This window comes from Roseivirga sp. YIW32 (assembly GCF_057219245.1).
Map to the genome: position 1 here is coordinate 346,007 of NZ_JBXVVG010000001.1, position 18,491 is coordinate 364,497.

The window sequence follows — 18,491 nt, forward strand, 5'->3', positions numbered from 1 at the left end:
AGAAATTTACTTCTTTTGACCCGATTGTCAATACAAATAAAAGCCCACTTCTGGTGGGCTTTTGGTTTTGGAAACTAATTCTGTTAGAACAATCCATCTGCCATCATGGATTCAGCCAGTTTGGTACAATACTTCAGCGTGAATTTTTCAGGATTGCTAGGTTCATCTACTTTGTCTTGAACTGTCCACACCAGTGCATTGTATGCTTCCGTACCCGGATTGTTCAATTGATAAAAGTTGAATTGTAGCATGTAGACATTGGTGGTGGTATAATATCCGGGTTCTTGGATCATACCTCCATAGTATCCATAATAGCCTCTAAACCCTCTACCGTAATAACCCGGATAGGTATTTCCCTGCACGTAATTTGTTTCCTTGTCTTTATCGATCGCGGCAGCGGTCATCACGCCATCAAATCCATTTTCTTTCAAGACTTTTTCGAGCGTTTCAGCATCAGCATTCTGGTCGACATTGTTGTTGTTCATCCACGTAAGAGAAGAAGTAGCTGTGATCCCTTGTGCCTGAAATGCCTGTACCATTGCATTCTCAAAACGTTGTCTTGCGCCTAAGTTTTGGCCAATCCCGATCACCATGACGTTTTCATAGGTCTCTTTTTCATATTTGGGTTGCACCCATTGATAGGTATAACCTCCACCGCCACAAGCGGTAAAAAGCATGATGAATAATAGGCTTAGCGCGCTTAGTTTAATTGAGTTTTTCATTTTCTGTTAGTTAAAATTAAAGTCCAAATGCATAATTAAGAGAGAGAAGTACTTGTTGTTTAGAATTGATGGCACCATACTCAGCCCTGAGTTGCCAGGATCTATTGAATTGATATTGACCACCGAATAGTAAGTTAAATTCGTTTTCTAAACGCTTGTCGAATCGATAATGGACAGTTGTATCGATGACATTGTTAAAGGCATCGTATACTCGGTTTCCATAAAGTTGCTGCTGAAGTGGTGTCAATCCGTTGTACCAAGTATCTACTCTTTGCTGTAATTGCCCATCAGGGTCCACGGCTTCTTGCAAGGGAATGTTGCCCTCAGTTTTCGAAGCTAATTTTTGATATTGAGCACCAACCCACACCCCTAACAAGCGATCCGGTTTTTGTCCAATAGGAAAATTGTAGACTAACCTGCCACTGACCACATCTGCCCGAACAGGATCTAAAAGTCTTTCATTGGTGGTCCATGCCGGAGCCCAATTTACTGCCAAATTTAGCGGGCCAAGAGGAGCTACCATCAGGAAATCCAAGGCGTAATAACGCCCTTTGATATCTGTGACGCTCTCAAAGGCAATAGGTGCCTCAAGACGGATCACTTGCTCTCCCCATACTTCCCCATAGTTGAGGCTCACCGCAAAGAAAGGCTAACTCCATGTTCTCTAATACAATGTTTTGCTGATTAAAAATGGAGTTCACCATAACCCCATGAGGTAATGGCAGCTTATATCCTCGCGTATAGGCTTTATCACCAAGAATAGGGAGTTTGTATGGGTATTTCTTTCCGATTTGTGTGCTGTCGAAACCTTGTGCCACCATAGGGATCGTGACTGACAAACAGAGCAAGAAGCAAGTAACGATGCGAACGCGATTGTTCTTGTGCATTTTTTTCTAGTATAAAATTATCAATAATGCGCCAAAGGTCGTTGATAATTCTCCATAATTTCGTTGTCATTTTTATCGACCTGCTTATCTTTGATCTCGCGAACATGAAGGATCAAATCTTTTCACGAGCTGCTCAAGCACATCACTTCCATCATCTCTTTTGAGAGAGATGCAATTAACCCATGGTGACCTATGTGGTCACTTCTATACAAATCCACTATTTCTTAAATCAATTTCTCAATTACGCTGTTGAACAAACAAATGAAAGATGTTTTACGCATTGCGGTACAGAAAAAAGGTCGCTTGAGCGATGATTCCTTGAAACTAATTAAAGAGTGTGGGATCAAGGTCAATAACGGAACGGGTAAGCTCATGGCGGCGGCTTCTAATTTTCCAGTGGAATTTTTATTCCTGAGAGATGACGATATTCCGGGCTATGTGCAAGACGGAATCGCAGACATTGGCATTGTTGGTGCCAATGAGGCTGAGGAAAAGGACAAACAGGTCGATTGGGTGAAGAAATTAGGCTTTTCTAAATGCAGATTGTCCTTGGCGATCGACAAGAACCTTCCTTACCAAGGAGTTCAGGATTTCGAGGGAAAAAGTCTCGCCACTTCATACCCGAAGATCTTAAGCGACTTCCTGAAAGCAAATAACATCAATGCTGAGATCCATGAAATAAGTGGTTCGGTAGAAATTGCACCAAGCATTGGTCTGGCCTATGGTATCTGTGACATTGTCAGCTCAGGATCCACCTTGTTGTCAAATGGCTTAAAGGAGGTAGAAGAGATCTACCAATCGGAGGCTGTCTTATTGGCAAGCAAAAACCTCTCAAAGGAGAAGAAAGCCATACTCAATAAGCTCTTGTTCAGAATGGATGCTGTGCAAACGGCAAAAAGTAATAAATACATTTTATTGAATGCCCCAACGGATAATATTGATAAGATCATTTCAATTCTACCGGGAATGAAGAGTCCTACTGTTCTTCCTTTGGCGATGGAAGGTTGGAGTTCAGTGCATACTGTGATTCAAGAAGATGACTTTTGGCAGATCATTGAAGATCTAAAATCTGAAGGTGCGCAGGGTATATTGGTGGTTCCGATCGAGAAAATGATCATATGAAACAGTACACTAACCCAAATCGGTCAGCTTGGGCAGGCATATTGAAGAGACCTACGATGGACCTTCAAACCATCGCTTCCCAAGTGCAGCCTGTAATGGATGCCGTGCGATCAGAAGGAGATCTGGCAATAAAGAGATTCACCAAGCAGTTTGATGGAATAGACCTTCAGGAAATAAAGGTAACTACGGCAGCATTGGAGGCCGCAGCAGATCGTGTCGATGATGATTTGAAAGAAGCCATTCAAACGGCTGCTGCAAATGTTACTGCTTTTCATCAGGCACAGCACCGCACAGAACTTAAGGTAGAAACGATGCCTGGTGTGCATTGCTATAGGCGTGCCGTTCCTATTGAGAAGGTAGGATTGTACATTCCGGGTGGGACAGCGCCTCTTTTTTCTACAGTACTCATGTTGGCCATACCCGCGAAGATCGCAGGCTGTCGTGACATAGTCCTTTGTACTCCACCGGATCAAAACGGAGAAATTCCTTCGGCCATTTTGTATACCGCCCATTTGATCGGGATTTCTCAGGTCTATAAAGTAGGTGGCGCTCAGGCAATTGCTGCCATGACCTACGGAACAGAAACCGTTCCAGCAGTGTATAAGATTTTTGGACCCGGTAATCAGTATGTTACGGCTGCAAAACAGTTGGCTACGAAATCCGGCTTATCCATTGATATGCCTGCTGGCCCGTCGGAAGTAGCAGTCTATGCAGATGATTCTGCAAACCCAGCCTTTGTCGCTGCTGACCTGCTCTCCCAAGCAGAGCATGGCGTTGATTCCCAAGTAGTATTGGTCGCAAGTCATGAAGACATTGTGCAAGAGGTGATTGAAGAAATCGAACAACAGCTTACCGCATTACCTCGGGCAGAAATGGCACGAAAAGCCTTGGCTAATTCGGTCGCCATCGTGCTGGAAAATGAAGCGGATGCAATTGATCTGTTAAACGAATATGGTGCAGAACATTTGATCCTTTCTGTGGATGAACCTTGGCCAATTGCCAATCGAATCATCAATGCGGGCTCAGTATTTTTAGGGCATTTCACCCCTGAATCAGCTGGTGATTATGCATCAGGGACGAACCATACGTTACCCACGAATGGTTATGCGAAAATGTACAGCGGGGTGTCCTTAGATAGTTTCATGAAAATGATCACTTATCAGGAAATTTCGGCAAAAGGTATGGAGACCCTAGGGCCGACAATAGAGAAAATGGCTGAGGCAGAACAATTGGAAGCACATAAGAATGCAGTTACTTTGCGCTTAAATTGGTTGAAAGATGTTTGATCCCACCGCCTTACTAAGACCACACTTGCGTGACCTGGTGCCGTATTCCTCTGCAAGAGATGATTACCAAGGAGAGGAGGGTGTTTTCCTGGATGCCAATGAAAACCCCTTAGGTTCGATCACAAAAAGCTCATGGAATCGATATCCTGACCCTTACCAAGTGGCCTTGAAAAAAAGGATCGCAGAGATCAAATCAGTTAACTGGGAATATCTTTTTCTTGGCAACGGCAGCGACGAACCCATAGATCTTTTGCTACGTGCCTTTTGCGAGCCGCAGCGCGATCATATCATCATCAATCCACCGACTTATGGGATGTACCGGGTCAGTGCAGATATCAATGGGGTAGCCGTAAAGAAAGTTTTGCTTACACCCAATTTTGAGTTGGATGGCGATGGTATTTTAAAGGCAATAGATGCACAGACGAAATTGATCTTTATCTGTTCTCCGAATAACCCCACGGGGAATGACCTTGCCGAAGAACAAATTCTGAAGGTTTTGAAGAAATTTAATGGGCTAGTCGTGATCGATGAGGCCTATGTCGATTTTACAGAAAGAGATTCGTGGATCAACAGATTAGAGGAATATCCAAATCTTCTTGTACTACAAACTTTTTCGAAAGCCTGGGGATTGGCTTCCTTAAGATTAGGGATGGCCTTTGCCAGTAAGGAAATAATCCAAATCTTGAACAAGATCAAACCGCCTTACAACATAAGTGGCCTAACGCAGCAAACCCTACTAGAAGCATTAGACAATCACCAAGAGAAGGACCGTATGGTCACTCAGATCAAAGAAAACAGGGCACTGCTGGAAGTTGGATTGAATCAACTCTCGGGCATTGAAAAGGTGTATCCTACAGATGCCAATTTCTTACTGGTCAAGCTACGCTCTAATGCAACGGAGATCTATCAACGATTGATCGAAAGAAAAGTGATTGTTAGAGACCGCTCGCGTGTGGTGCTTTGTGAACAAGGGCTAAGAATTACAGTGGGAACAGAAGCAGAGAATCAAACATTGCTCAATACATTGAAAGACATCTTATGAAAAAGGTACTTTTTATAGATCGTGACGGAACGATCATTGTTGAACCACCGACAGATTATCAGGTAGACAGTTTAGAAAAGTTAGAATTTTTACCCGGAGCAATCTCCAACCTTAGAAAAATCGCAGAGCAATTGGACTATGAATTGGTGATAATTACCAATCAAGATGGTTTGGGGACAGATTCATTTCCGGAAGAAACCTTTTGGCCGGCGCACAATAAAATGCTCAAGACACTCGAAAATGAAGGCGTAGTGTTTGACGAGATCTGCATTGACAGAACCTTCGAGCATGAAAATGCACCTACGCGTAAACCCGGTACAGGTCTACTCACCAAATACATTGAAGGTGATTATGACCTCGCAAATTCCTATGTTTTTGGAGATCGAATGTCTGATGTACAACTCGCTGAAAACTTAGGTGCACAAGCGATTCTCATTGCAGAGGAATCGAGTGATCGAGCCGCCTTAACCACCACCTCGTGGGACGAGATCTTTGGTTTTTTACAACTACCGCCTCGAAAGGTCTCGGTGGTTAGAAAGACGAATGAGACCGATATTCAGATTGATCTGTGCATTGATGGGTCAGGGAAATGCCATAACGATACCGGGTTGGGTTTCTTTGATCACATGCTCGACCAGCTCGGCAAGCATTCTGGAAGTGATTTAAGTGTTCAAGTGAAAGGCGATTTGCACATCGACGAACATCATACTATTGAAGATACCGCACTTGCTCTTGGAGAAGCCTTCAGAAAGGCGATTGGTGATAAACGAGGGATCAATCGGTATGGCTTTCTATTGCCTATGGATGAAGCATTGGCACAAGTGGCCATTGACTTTAGTGGCAGGCCCTGGTTGGTATGGGAGGCGGAGTACAAACGCGAAAAAGTTGGCGACATGCCGACCGAAATGTTTATGCACTTTTTCAAGTCTTTCTCTGATGCAGCACAATGCAACCTCAACATTAAGGTAGAGGGTAAGAATGAGCACCATAAGATCGAAGCGACATTCAAGGCCTTGGCAAAGGCGATCAAAATGGCGGTCAAGCGAAATGCAGATGAGCTAGATAAATTACCTAGCACAAAAGGTGTACTTTAGAGGGAAGTTTTTTTCCGATGAAAAGGATATTTTTTGTGTGCATATTTTTAGTCCCTTTCATGGCCTTTGGCCAAAACTATTGGGACTGGTGGAACCAATTGCACAATTACCCGGATGCCGCAGGACCAAACCGCAGAAGATACATCAACATTTCTCCTGGGTACATGGGCCCCAATGCACTTCCCGTTGTGCGTCAATTCAATGGCACTTATGATGCGAAACTTTGGGTAGATCTTCAGTGGCAATGGCATGAAGGGAATGGCGAAAGCACACAGAATTTATTCGCCAGAATGAATATTCCAGTGGCCAAAGATCGGGTCAATCTCTACATTATGAGTGTCCCTTTTGAACAATGGGAAACCAACGCCCAAACTAGAGATGAGCGGCGGATGATGAACTTTGCCGCACGAGGAAATGATACAGGTGATGTGTTGTTTGGGTTTAATGTTGTCGTGTTCAATGAAGAAAAGCACTTCATAAACGCGCTTTTTAATGTTGAAGTCAAAAGCACGACGGGATCCGGGATTGAAAATGCCCGCTTCTCGGATCATGGGCAGTACACCTATGGTGGTCATTTTGGTAAAACCTTGATCAAAACCAACGATCAACAGCTAATGGTGAAAGCCATGTTGGGCTTCGTTACCTGGCAGACCAATCAAAACAATTTACCCGGAGGGTCTAATCATTTACAGAATGATGCCTATTTGTACGGAGGTGGTTTAGAATGGTCTTACGGTAAATGGGAAGTTGACTCGGATGTTTCAGGATACACGGGGTATTTAGGCAATCGCGATAATCCACTTTTCTGGCGTTCCCAGCTTCAATATAACCTGAGCAGGCTTGCCTTTCGTATGGAGTACAATACGGGCTTTCGTTGGTGGGATTGGAATTCTTTCACTCTTGGCATTCGTTACCATTTTAACAAAGACTAAAAAGTGATCCATGCAATTGACTTCAGGAGGGGTATGGTTGCTGAGCAGGAATACATGGAATGGTTTTGGTGGTGATTTCTCCTCCCTCAAAAGAAATGGAATGGCTTTTTGTCGCAGCCCATTTTAGATCGGAGGTATTCCATAAATCAATCTCAATTATTGGGGAATAGTCTAGGCTAATGTTATTTTTGCGAATGGCAGAAAAGATCCTCATTCTAGACTTCGGATCACAGTATACGCAACTCATCGCCAGAAGAGTAAGAGAATTAAACGTTTACTGCGAAATCCATCCGTATAACCATATTCCAGAGATCACAGACGACATCAAAGGCCTTATCCTTTCAGGAAGTCCTTGTTCTGTCAGAGAAGCAGATGCACCGGATGTTGACCTTGACCAATTCAGAAATAGATTTCCAGTTTTAGGAGTCTGTTATGGTGCCCAACTGATGGCGCAAAAGTATGGGGGTAATGTATTGCCTTCTGAAATAAGGGAGTATGGTCGTGCTCGCTTGAATCGTGTCGATACGCATTTTGAATTGTTGAAGGCGATAAGCCTTGATTCTCAGGTTTGGATGTCACATGGTGACACCATTTCGGACCTGCCAGAAGGCTTTGATGTCATTGCAAGTACGTCATCTGTACGAGTAGCGGCCTATAAAGTCGCCAATGAAGAGACCTATGGCATCCAATTCCACCCGGAAGTAACGCATAGCGAGCAAGGGAAAACCTTATTAAGGAATTTTGTGGTGCATGTCTGCGGTTGTGCTCAAGATTGGACACCGGACATATTTGTAGAGACCACTGTAGAGGAGCTGAAGCAAACCTTGGGCAATGATAAAGTTGTTCTTGGTCTTTCCGGTGGCGTTGATAGTTCAGTTGCAGCCGTTTTGATTCACCATGCCATTGGAGAAAATTTGCATTGCATCTTTGTCGATAATGGTCTCTTGAGAAAGCACGAATTTGAATCCGTCTTGGAGTCTTATCAAGGTATGGGACTGAATGTCAAGGGCGTTGACGCTAAGGAACAATTCTATGATGCGTTAAAAGGTTTGACAGACCCTGAGGACAAGCGCAAGGCCATTGGTAGAGTATTCATTGAAGTGTTCGATCAAGAAGCCCACAAAATTCAAGATGTGAAATGGCTGGGTCAAGGAACAATTTATCCTGATGTGATTGAATCTGTTTCTGTAAAAGGACCATCTGCCACAATAAAGTCGCATCATAACGTTGGGGGATTACCGGAAAAGATGAACCTAAAAGTTGTAGAGCCGCTGAATACCTTATTCAAGGATGAGGTCAGAAACGTAGGGCGTTCGCTTGAGATCGATCAAAATATCCTTGGCAGACACCCATTCCCGGGACCGGGCTTAGGGATTCGTATCCTTGGCGATATTACACCAGAAAAGGTGGCCATTCTCCAGGAAGTAGACTACATCTTTATTAATGGGTTGAAGGAACGTGGACTTTATGACGATGTCTGGCAAGCAGGTGTTATGCTATTGCCTGTGCAATCCGTTGGTGTTATGGGTGATGAGCGTACGTATGAAAAAGTGGTCGCACTCAGAGCCGTTACCAGTTTAGACGGAATGACAGCCGATTGGGTCAATCTACCCTATGATTTCCTTCAAGATGTTTCCAACGAGATCATCAATAAGGTAAAGGGAGTCAATCGAGTAGTCTATGACATTAGTTCGAAACCACCAGCAACCATTGAATGGGAATAATGAAGAAATTGTGGATCACCTTTGTACTACTGACCATAGCTGGATTTACTCAGGCGCAAAATATCAAAGAGAATTTTGAAGCCGGGAAAGCCTACTTTGATCAACAACAATACGCTTTAGCAAAAAGCAGTTTTGGAAAAATCACTGCACTAGATGGAGCGAATGAAATGGTGCAATGGGCAAACTATTACTTCGCAATTGCTGCTTACCATTCAAACGACCTTGACGCGGCCAAGAACATGTTTTTGCAGGTTCTTGAAAAGTATCCGTATTGGGAGGTAAAGAACGAAACGTATTTCTGGTTAGCAAAGATCAGTGCCGAGCAAACGCGTCTTAAAGAAACATTTGACTACCTATACAGAATAACGGACAGAGGTATGGCCCAAGATATTGAGGCATTGAAGTTCAGCGCGACCTCTTCAATTACCTCTATTGATCTTTTGAAAGAGGTATTAGCTGCTTTTCCGAATGAACAGGTGATTGCATCTAGATTGGCAGATCAGATCTTGAGTCAGCCACGACCTGAGCAAGACGTCGAGACACTGATGCAGCTTGAACGAAATTATGACTTAACACTGTCCGTTGCTTTAGACGGAATTGAAGAATCTCCACGAAAGTCCATGTACAATGTGGGCTTGTTTTTGCCTTTTTATTATCGATCAGATTCTGCTTCGTTGGTTAGAGTAGAGCGCGCATGGACAACCAAACTGTATTATGGCCTTCAGCTAGGTGTTGAAAAACTTAAGGAAGAGGGTGTGGCGATCAATTTGTTGACCTACGATACCAGAGGCTTAACAGATTTGGCTACGATTATTTCATCAGGAGAACTTGATGAGCTTGATCTGATCATTGGTCCTGTTACGCAGTCAAGCATTGCCTTGATGAGTGAATTTGCACAAGAAAAGAAGATCAACATGATCAATCCGCTTTCAGCAAATAATGAGGTGATCGAGAATAATCCTTTTGCTTTTCTTTATTACCCAAGCAATGAATCCATCGCGAGAAAAGCGGCAGACTATAGTGTCAATCATTTTACAGAAAACAAGAATGCTGCGATCTTTTACAGTGGGGTGGCCGATAAGGACAGGGCAGACCTCTACAGAGAATTGATCGAAAAGGACTCGTTTAACGTGGTCATTTTTGAAGGAATACTTCCTAATGAATCAGTGAAAATTCAGCAAATGTTACTGGACGAAGAGGAATTGGCTAGAGATTCCTTAGTTGTTGAGGAAATGATGGCCGAGATGGATTCTCTTCGCATGGCAGGAGAAGAGGAATGGGAGATCTACGATGAAATGGATTTTGTTTACGACACCCTGAAGATTCTACCCGATAGTATCGGTCACGTCTTTGTGGCCTCTGATTATTCTTCTCTCGTGACAAGCGCTTTAAGTGGAATTGATGCACGACCCGATACGATCGCCATCATGACCAGCAGTCGTTTCTTAGCAGCGGAACAGAGTATTTCCTTAGATCAGTTAGAGCGCTTAGATGCAGTTCTTTTGGGATCAAACTTCATCCCTTACGATTCAGCCTCAGTATCCGAATTTAGGACACGCTTTATCCAAAAATACATGACCAATCCAGTAAAAACCGATTTGTTGGGTGATGAGTATTTGGGCTATGACCTGATGGTGAATTTTGGCAGACTGCTTGATCGTTACGGCCAATACTTACAGTTGGGGCTGGTTCGAAACGCCGATATGGAGGGAGAATTGATTGACGCTTTCAATTATCGATTGACACAAGACAATAACTTTATTCCTTATCTGAAAGTTAGGGAAGCGAAAATCGAACTAAGGAATAACGAGATCAATGAAAACCATCCGCAGTAACGAATTATTCTCTCAAGCACAATCCTTCATACCCGGAGGAGTAAACTCACCAGTAAGAGCCTTCAAGGCAGTAGGAGGTAACCCTCTCTTCATCAAGAGAGCCAAAGGAGCTTACATCTATGATGAAGATGATAATGCGTTCATTGAACTGTTCAACTCTTGGGGTCCAATGATCTTGGGGCATGGGAATGAGCAAATTGAAGAGGCTGTTGCCAAGGCCATCAAAGATTCACTTTCCTTCGGCGCACCTACCGCCATCGAAGTTGAAATGGCCGAATTGATCTGTGAGATGGTGCCAAGCATTCAAAAAGTGCGAATGGTGAACTCAGGTACAGAGGCGACCATGTCTGCGATTCGTTTGGCCAGAGGCTATACGGGTAGAGACAAGATCATTAAATTTTCAGGCTGTTACCACGGACATGGTGATTCATTTCTCATTGCCGCAGGAAGCGGAGCCATCACATTAGGAGAACCGGATAGTCCCGGTGTAACACGAGGGGTGGTCAGGGATACCATTTCTGTACCATTCAACGACCTTAATAAAGTACATGAGGCGGTCAATGATCACCACGGAAAAATAGCAGCGATCATTGTCGAGCCGGTAGCCGGCAATATGGGCTGTGTTTTGTCTGAGCCAGGCTTCCTTGAAGGGCTTCGAGACATTTGTGATGCCCAGGACATCGTTTTGATCTTTGACGAAGTGATGACAGGTTTTCGATTGTCTAAGGCAGGGGCTCAAGGACTTTTGAATGTTCAGCCTGACATTACCACGCTAGGCAAGATCATTGGAGGAGGGATGCCAGTAGGAGCCTATGGTGGAAAGCGGGAGATTATGGACTTTGTATCTCCAGCAGGACCAGTTTATCAAGCAGGTACATTGTCCGGAAACCCGGTTGCCATGGCTGCTGGCAGAGCGATGCTGCAACAGATCGTAGCCGATGAGACCTTATTCGATGACCTCGCTTTGATCACTGCGAAATTGGAAAAGGGCTTTCAAAATAATCTGGACGCCTTGGGTTTGCCCTATACCATGAATCGTATCGGCTCGATGATCAGTTTGTTCTTTACTCAACAAAAAGTCATCGATTTTGAGACGGCAAAATCTACGGATACTACACTTTTTGGAAAGTACTTTAGAAACATGTTGGAGGAAGGTGTCTACTTACCACCTTCTCAATTTGAATCCTTGTTTATTTCGACAGCTATTACTGGTGAACTGGCCGATCAGATCATTGCCGCGAACAAACGCGCGTTAGAAAAATTAGTCTAGCCGTAATACCAAAAGCTGATCCACAATTCAAAATAGAAAAAGATCTGAAGCAAGATGGCATAGACAAAGCCAACGATGTTGAACTTGATCAAGGTTTTGAACCATCCTTGCTTATACACTTTCAAGAAAGAGATGTAGGCATAAGTACTGACGATCACAAAAAATATTCCTGCAATTATCCCTCTGGAGAGTGCAATGTTAGCATTTGGAAATATTTCTTCTGTTACCAGCCTAAACATAATGATAAGGCTTAAGCCGTACATCAGGTAAGCAAATGAATGGACATGTAGGGCATTCACTACATGCTTAATGTATAAATGATTGCATCGGATATAGACGAACTTCAGGATAGCGGCAAAAAGAGGGATCAGGATGAACATCATTAAGGGTAAATTGCCCAATACGAAATTTTTGAAGCCCTCGTCGTTTTCAAAAATTTTCCGCACCTGTTGGGCAATGTGCTGTCCATCCTCTTCATCAAACCAACCAGAATCTAAATTGAAATCGTTCCCTTGGTTTAAGGAATCCATAAAGGCATCGTCACTTAGGGACCGATCTCTAGCCAATCGGTGGTAGCGATCTATGGTGGTTTCACCTTTTGCTTGAGGTACTTGAATGCCACGAAGGTTGATTTTTGTTTCTGCAAGAAAATCTTCTCCGTAGGTAGATTGTAAAGAATCCAATAGAGTCTCGAAGTTTTTAACATCTTTGAAGTCGTTCCCGACTTGCTCAGAGAACAAGGCGATTTTGGTGCTATCAGGAATAAGGCTCAAAACATCATCCTCTTTTATGGCATCAAGAGTAGCAGAGGTGTATTCTATCTCTTCATCAAAAGAGCGAAGGTCATAATCCGAAAGTAGGTAGCTGATGGTGAAAAAATAAAAGAGCGACATCACAAAGTACAAGCGAACCGGATGAATGAAACGCCTTATTTTCCCGTCATTGAATCGATTGGTTAATGAACCGGGACTCAAAACAAAAGGAACCACACTGTGGGCAAGCTTCGAATCAATCCCCAAGTAATTATCCATGAACTCCTTCATCAAAGTAGAAAAGGAGACATTGTTATCAGAGTTGCTTTGCCCACAGACAGGACAATAGTTATAATTCTCTTGAAGCTCCGATTCGCAGTTGTTACAAAAAGTACTTCTTCTTTTCTTTTCTTTCATGAAGTGAGAAGACAAGGTGTTGTGAGCCTAAATGTAAACAATTTGCACAAAAAAAGCCGATACGCAGTATCGGCCTAGTTCTACATTGTTTAGGTGAAAGGAAGTCTAAATCATATGGATAAGCTTCTCTAAGTGTTTAGGTTGCAATGCAGATTGTTGAGTGCTTTGACGTCTAAGCGCCAATCGTAAAGGATTGACTATTTTAAAAGAACTGCTCAAATAGGTCATTTGTTTAATTAAGCCTGTGTGGACTGTGATTATATTGTTTAAATCATCGGTAATGATGTTCCCCTGATCTAATGAAATGTAGTATTTTTTCTGTAGTAGTTCTTCGAGTTGTACATCAAAATCTTTCGGTACACTGCGAAATTCTACATGGCCATAGAAAAACTGTTGATCAAAGAAATGGTACTGTTGAATGCATTTCAGTCCATTAAAGATTTTTTTGTAGAACAGTACTTCATGTCCTTCTACTACAGAATCTCTTTTGATCGAGAAATTGGGTTTACCTTTGGTCTTGATTAATTGCTTAGGACTTTGGCCAAAATCAAAACGATCTAAATTGATGAGGGTCTGCGTGTGCTGTGCGTTGATGTTTGAAGGAAACAGTAAGTTTTCAAAGGCTGCCAAAGAAGCCAGCTTGTTGCGGCTGGTGTAAAAATCAACCCTGCTTTGTTCATAAAAGCGACGCTTTTTTGACCCCAATAGCCTTGAAAGAATTGATTTGTTGGAAAGCATGATTCCGTCTTACATGTGCTTAGGTTGATTGAAAATACCTCCCAAGAGGTAGTCGAATTTAGAGAATAATTATTAAGAAAAACAATTAGCAAAAAGCGAAAACATGAGGATACGGAGCTGTATAGCCCTTTTTCAGCATGTGTTCAGTGAAAAAATGATGACCAATAGCAAATAAGTGTATTCAAAAATATTTATTGATTTTTAGAATATTCTGTGCTATTCAATCAGTGCTGAGTGCAAATCCAAAAACAAACCCAGATCAAAATGTGAAGTCAACGAAGAAGATCGTCCGATCCCACATGAGCTGGAGTTGCCCCCCACTAGAAGTCTCATCAATGACGATAGTGAATGCTTCGACGGTGGAGTTGCTCTCGGCTTTTTGCATCGGTACACGCATAAAGTCCCTCGACTGATCATACGACTGACCATTCTGTCCAGTCTGACTATTGATGATCAGTGTTCCTCCACTTGGTTCGGGTATTGTAAATAAGGTGTATTCACCGGCTGGCAGTCTTTTTCCATTGAGGTATAAGTCTCTTGAAGTCTTAAAGTGAGTTGCTCTGTTGGCGCCGGTTCTCCACCGTTGATCATAGGGTACAATACCTCCAAAGATATCGCGCCCCCTTTTCAACGGAGATCCGTAGTTCACTTCGAACCTGCTGTTTTTGAAGAAGTATTCATTTGTCACGGCAGGAGACAAGGTGCCGAATGGAGAGTTGATCTTGTCATTTTCGGCAAAACGTGTTGCCAATACATCAAAAGAGAGGTCAAACCCTCGCTCAACTTTGAGTTTTCTAGTGGTTTGTGCAGCGTCAAGACTTAATAATTCGCCTTTCTGACCTGTGTTGACTTCCATCACACCTCTCGAGGGATGTCTGAGCGTGTAAAAACCGTCATTAACTCGGTGGATAATGAAATTGGATACCCTTCTTCCCGACAACATGTATTGGTTTATGGAGTCTATTTTGCTTTTGCTTGCTCGATTAAAGGCCAACTCAAAAGGCCAGTGAACCATGTCAATGAATGGAATTAGCTCACTTCTATTGGGGATTTTTCGGGCTTGATCATTGGCCGTTCCGAAGGAGATCATGCGTAGACTGTCTCCTTCCGAAGTATATTTTTGAATTATTTCACCATTACCTGCATTGAAGGAATTCACTGAGGTAAAATCAGTGACCACCAGTTCGCTAATTCTTTGCTGCTTATCCCAACTCATTTGGTACCTGCGAAGAGATGTTCTTGGACTTCGTAAGACAACATCTGCGGTAAGTGAGTCCGGATCAATCAAGAAACGCTCAATAGCCAAGGTGTCATTTCCGAGCTTTGTTAAGAAAAAGGACTCCTGAGCTTGTTTTTCAACACAGGAAAAAACCGAAATGCAGGTGAGTAGAATAAGCAGAAAAAACCTCATCGCGCTGTTTGTGGATAAAAATAGCAGTTCATGATTCAGAAGTAGTTGAAATTATACCAATGGCACTTATTTCGTACGCACTTTTTCCCACGCTTTGATATGCCAGAAAATGTTTCCTGTAGTGAGATGATTATCGTCTAAGTCGTAGGAGCGTACCTCACAATTAATGGCCACAGCTTCTTGCGTTTTGAGAGGATCGATGACTGTTTCATTGAGCCAACTTTCAGTGATCTCAAAGACCACGCGGGTGTCTTTTTTTGCTTGGTAGTGGTACTGCATTTCCATCTTTTGCATGATGATCCGATACTTCTTCGGATTGAGTTTGTTGAGCAGGACAAGTCCGGTGGCATATTCAGAGGCAGTGGCGAGTGCACAGGCGTGAATACCTTTGATGTGATTGAAATTGGCTCTTTTATATGGGATCTTTACCGTCACCGACCAATCTGTTAATGAGGTGATTTTAAATCCGTGGGGTTTGTTGAAGGGAATCATTCGGACCAAACCGAAGTTCAACAAACTTAAATGTCTCTTTGAATTTTTTGCCTTTTCAAATAGGGTAGCAGGATCAAACATAGCGGTAATAATTTCTTTTAATTTAGAGAATCTAATGATAAGTCGTTGAGATGTTAAGTTTTTGGGAGCAAGATGTTTTTTTAACCTATGACCATATTGTCATCGGTGGGGGTATAGTGGGGCTGTCAACAGCCGTTTCTATCAAGGAAATGGACAAGTCCAAAAAAGTACTGGTTTTGGAAAAAGGAATCTTTCCAAGTGGTGCCAGTACCAAAAATGCTGGGTTTTCTTGCTTTGGTAGTCTAACAGAAGTATTGGCCGACCTTCAAACGATGTCGCGCGAAGAGGTATTGGACTTGATCAAGGTTCGTTGGGAAGGGCTAGGTCTCTTGAAGCAAAGATTAGGAGCACAAGCGATCGACTTTAGACAGTGGGGTGGATACGAATTATTAGTAGGAGAACAGGTAAAAGCTGTCGACCGAATAGAAGAGATCAATGAGTTGCTTTACCCACTCTTCGAAGCTCAGGTGTACTCTCTATGCGACCAAAAGATCGTGGAATTTGGCTTCAACCCTTCTCGAGTTGACCAGATGGTATATAATCCATTCGAAGGGCAGATCCATACGGGTAAAATGATGAAACGCTTGCAAGCCTATGCCGCTTCCTTAGGGGTCGAAGTCTATAGTGGGGTTGAGGTTGATGCGATTAAAGAAGAGGAAAACAGTGTCAGAGTGGTCGTCAACAGTGACTTGACTTTCAAAGCAGAACGGGTAGCGATTTGCACGAATGCTTTCTCAAAAAAACTATTACCTGAATTGCCCTTAGAACCGGGTAGAGGATTGGTCCTGATCACAGAGCCCATCAAAGGCTTGCCCTTTCAAGGAACCTTTCATTATGATGAGGGCTATTATTATTTCCGAAATTATGAAGATCGGGTGATTTTTGGTGGGGGTAGGAACCTCGCTTATGAAGAAGAAAACACGACAACCTTTGGCATTAATCAACAGATCCTGATGAAATTAGAAAAGGATCTTCATGAAATGATACTACCTGATAGGCAAGCGAAGATAGCGCAAACTTGGTCTGGAATCATGGCTTTTGGAAAGAATAAACAACCCATACTTCGACGCACGAGTGATCGAGTATTTGTGGGAGCTCGGCTTGGAGGCATGGGCGTGGCCATTGGGAGCCAATTAGGATTGGATTTAGCTCAGATGATGCTGACTTCTGAATAATTCTTATCTTGCTCGCTTAGCACTACTTACTAATGAACTATTCGTATCAGAAGCCCAGCTTACTGCAAGCGTTAATACCAATACTTTTTTTAATCATTGCGCTTTTTATTAATGTTAGAATTTTTGGTGATGCCTCTTTAGATGGGTCGAACCAATTGATTCTTATTTTTTCAGCCGCCGTTGCGGCCTTAGTGGCTATCCGATTGAAAATGCCTTGGTCCGACATTCAAGACGGTATTGTGAAGAGCATCAGTAGTGCCATGGCCTCGATCATTATCTTATTATTGATTGGTTCCTTGGCGGGTACCTGGTTGCTTTCGGGCATTGTACCGGCCATGATCTATTACGGGTTACAGGTGTTGAATCCGACAATTTTTTTGTTTGCTGCTTGTATTGTCTGCTCCATTGTTTCCATTGCCACGGGAAGTTCATGGACAACCGCTGCCACAGTGGGCATTGCACTGATTGGAATTGGTAAAGCATTAGGACTTAATGAAGGCATGGTCGCCGGTGCGGTTCTTTCAGGGGCATATTTTGGCGATAAGATGTCTCCTCTGTCAGACACCACCAATCTTGCTCCGGCCATGGCGGGTACGGATCTATTTACACACATTCGTTACATGGCCTATACCACCATTCCATCTATATCCGTGGCATTGATTGTCTTTTTGATATTAGGTTTTACCTTCAACGTAGAGGGTACTGTAGGGCAAACAGAAGAAATTTTGGCAGCTATAAGTTCAAAATTTAATATTTCAGGTTGGCTGTTTATTGTTCCTGGTGTGGTGGTTTTTTTAATCATCAAAAAAATGCCTGCTCTTCCGGCTATACTCATTGGTGCCTTATTAGGTGCTGTATTTGCATTGATCTTTCAGCCTGAGGTGGTCAGAACTGTTGCTGACTGGAGTGGGACCTCTGCGACGCAATCATTTGTCGGAGTGATGAAATCAATGTACGGAAGTATTGCCATTGTAACGGGCAATGAGATAGTAGACGAACTTTTAAGTTCCGGTGGTATGTATGGTATGCTTGGAACTGTTTGGTTGATTCTTTCCGCGATGATCTTTGGTGGTGTTATGGAGTCTTCAGGACTTTTAAAAAGAATTGCTGAGGCCGTGATCTCGGGTATCAATTCCATCGGTTCATTGGTGGCTTCAACTGTTGGAACCTGTGTCTTTTTTAACATTACGGCATCAGATCAATACCTCGCTATTGTGGTGCCCGGAAGAATGTATGCTGACATTTACAAGGAGATGGGATTAGCACCAGAAAATTTAAGTAGAACCTTGGAAGATTCTGGAACAGTTACTTCTGTGTTGGTGCCTTGGAATACCTGTGGAGCTTACCATTCCAATGTGTTGGGAGTATCTACTTTTGCCTATGCACCCTATGCCGTATTCAACTATTTAAGTCCGTTAATGACCATTGCATTCGCTTATTTTAAGATCAAGATCCGCATGAGAAAAGAAACCAAGGCCGCCTTATGATGTTTCCATTGGCAATATCCAAAG

At 43.0% G+C, this 18,491-nt stretch carries 17 protein-coding genes; 10 read left to right on the plus strand and 7 right to left on the minus strand.

The annotated features are described in order from the left end of the window. Nucleotides 1-83 precede the first annotated feature (83 nt). The 3 genes from AC2D6U_RS01780 to AC2D6U_RS01790 are packed head-to-tail and all read right to left on the minus strand — an operon-like array spanning nucleotide 84 to nucleotide 1,609. The gene (locus AC2D6U_RS01780) at nucleotides 84-722 is read right to left on the minus strand and encodes a hypothetical protein (protein WP_484719220.1); all 639 of its coding nucleotides are present in this window, start codon (nucleotides 720-722) and stop codon (nucleotides 84-86) included. Nucleotides 723-738: 16 nt separating this feature from the next. After that, entirely contained in the window at nucleotides 739-1,359 is a 621-nt protein-coding gene (locus AC2D6U_RS01785) for a hypothetical protein (RefSeq protein ID WP_484719221.1), read from the minus strand. Then, nucleotides 1,310-1,609: a hypothetical protein gene (locus AC2D6U_RS01790; RefSeq protein WP_484719222.1), complete on the minus strand. Its 300-nt coding sequence runs from the start codon at nucleotides 1,607-1,609 to the stop codon at nucleotides 1,310-1,312. Before AC2D6U_RS01790 ends, AC2D6U_RS01785 begins: the two co-directional genes overlap by 50 nt. A gap of 261 nt (nucleotides 1,610-1,870) precedes the next feature. Here AC2D6U_RS01790 and hisG point away from each other — a divergent pair, with 261 nt between their 5' ends. The 8 genes from hisG (at nucleotide 1,871) to hemL (ending at nucleotide 11,914) form a co-directional block, all read left to right on the plus strand. Beyond that, entirely contained in the window at nucleotides 1,871-2,731 is an 861-nt protein-coding gene (gene hisG / locus AC2D6U_RS01795; RefSeq protein ID WP_484719223.1) for an ATP phosphoribosyltransferase, read from the plus strand. Next, nucleotides 2,728-4,017, plus strand: coding sequence for a histidinol dehydrogenase (hisD, locus tag AC2D6U_RS01800; protein ID WP_484719224.1), 1,290 nt, complete (start codon nucleotides 2,728-2,730; stop codon nucleotides 4,015-4,017). The genes hisG and hisD overlap by 4 nt, the downstream gene beginning before the upstream one ends. Then, nucleotides 4,010-5,059 carry a histidinol-phosphate transaminase gene (gene hisC, locus AC2D6U_RS01805; protein ID WP_484719225.1) on the plus strand — a complete coding sequence of 350 codons (1,050 nt, stop codon included), beginning with the start codon at nucleotides 4,010-4,012 and terminating at the stop codon, nucleotides 5,057-5,059. The genes hisD and hisC overlap by 8 nt, the downstream gene beginning before the upstream one ends. Beyond that, nucleotides 5,056-6,153 (plus strand): bifunctional histidinol-phosphatase/imidazoleglycerol-phosphate dehydratase HisB, encoded by a 1,098-nt coding sequence (gene hisB, locus AC2D6U_RS01810; RefSeq protein WP_484719226.1) that lies wholly within the window; start codon nucleotides 5,056-5,058, stop codon nucleotides 6,151-6,153. The genes hisC and hisB overlap by 4 nt, the downstream gene beginning before the upstream one ends. Before the next feature lie 35 nt (nucleotides 6,154-6,188). Continuing rightward, nucleotides 6,189-7,085: a hypothetical protein gene (locus AC2D6U_RS01815; RefSeq protein ID WP_484719227.1), complete on the plus strand. Its 897-nt coding sequence runs from the start codon at nucleotides 6,189-6,191 to the stop codon at nucleotides 7,083-7,085. A gap of 194 nt (nucleotides 7,086-7,279) precedes the next feature. Further along, a complete protein-coding gene (guaA, locus tag AC2D6U_RS01820; RefSeq protein WP_484720575.1) occupies nucleotides 7,280-8,809 on the plus strand; it encodes a glutamine-hydrolyzing GMP synthase in 1,530 nt (509 codons plus the stop codon). Then, complete coding sequence (locus AC2D6U_RS01825; protein ID WP_484719228.1) at nucleotides 8,809-10,644, plus strand: hypothetical protein; 1,836 nt, start codon at nucleotides 8,809-8,811, stop codon at nucleotides 10,642-10,644. The genes guaA and AC2D6U_RS01825 overlap by 1 nt, the downstream gene beginning before the upstream one ends. After that, entirely contained in the window at nucleotides 10,625-11,914 is a 1,290-nt protein-coding gene (hemL, locus tag AC2D6U_RS01830; protein ID WP_484719229.1) for a glutamate-1-semialdehyde 2,1-aminomutase, read from the plus strand. Before AC2D6U_RS01825 ends, hemL begins: the two co-directional genes overlap by 20 nt. Here hemL and AC2D6U_RS01835 read toward each other — a convergent pair. From AC2D6U_RS01835 to AC2D6U_RS01850, 4 genes are all read right to left on the minus strand, one after another. Further along, nucleotides 11,911-13,083: a DUF3667 domain-containing protein gene (locus tag AC2D6U_RS01835; RefSeq protein ID WP_484719230.1), complete on the minus strand. Its 1,173-nt coding sequence runs from the start codon at nucleotides 13,081-13,083 to the stop codon at nucleotides 11,911-11,913. The genes hemL and AC2D6U_RS01835 overlap by 4 nt on opposite strands. A 105-nt stretch (nucleotides 13,084-13,188) precedes the next feature. Further along, the gene (locus tag AC2D6U_RS01840) at nucleotides 13,189-13,788 is read right to left on the minus strand and encodes a hypothetical protein (protein WP_484719231.1); all 600 of its coding nucleotides are present in this window, start codon (nucleotides 13,786-13,788) and stop codon (nucleotides 13,189-13,191) included. A 292-nt stretch (nucleotides 13,789-14,080) separates the two neighbouring features. Continuing rightward, nucleotides 14,081-15,232, minus strand: coding sequence for a DUF2911 domain-containing protein (locus tag AC2D6U_RS01845; protein WP_484719232.1), 1,152 nt, complete (start codon nucleotides 15,230-15,232; stop codon nucleotides 14,081-14,083). A gap of 66 nt (nucleotides 15,233-15,298) precedes the next feature. After that, nucleotides 15,299-15,805 carry a DUF4442 domain-containing protein gene (locus AC2D6U_RS01850; RefSeq protein WP_484719233.1) on the minus strand — a complete coding sequence of 169 codons (507 nt, stop codon included), beginning with the start codon at nucleotides 15,803-15,805 and terminating at the stop codon, nucleotides 15,299-15,301. Nucleotides 15,806-15,855: 50 nt separating this feature from the next. On the opposite strand from AC2D6U_RS01850, the gene AC2D6U_RS01855 reads away from it, so the two are divergent. Together AC2D6U_RS01855 and nhaC are read left to right on the plus strand one after the other, a co-directional pair. Then, a complete protein-coding gene (locus AC2D6U_RS01855; protein WP_484719234.1) occupies nucleotides 15,856-16,980 on the plus strand; it encodes an NAD(P)/FAD-dependent oxidoreductase in 1,125 nt (374 codons plus the stop codon). Nucleotides 16,981-17,012: 32 nt separating this feature from the next. Beyond that, nucleotides 17,013-18,467, plus strand: a complete 1,455-nt coding sequence (nhaC, locus tag AC2D6U_RS01860; RefSeq protein ID WP_484719235.1) for a Na+/H+ antiporter NhaC — start codon at nucleotides 17,013-17,015, stop codon at nucleotides 18,465-18,467. The last annotated feature ends 24 nt before the right edge of the window (nucleotides 18,468-18,491 follow it).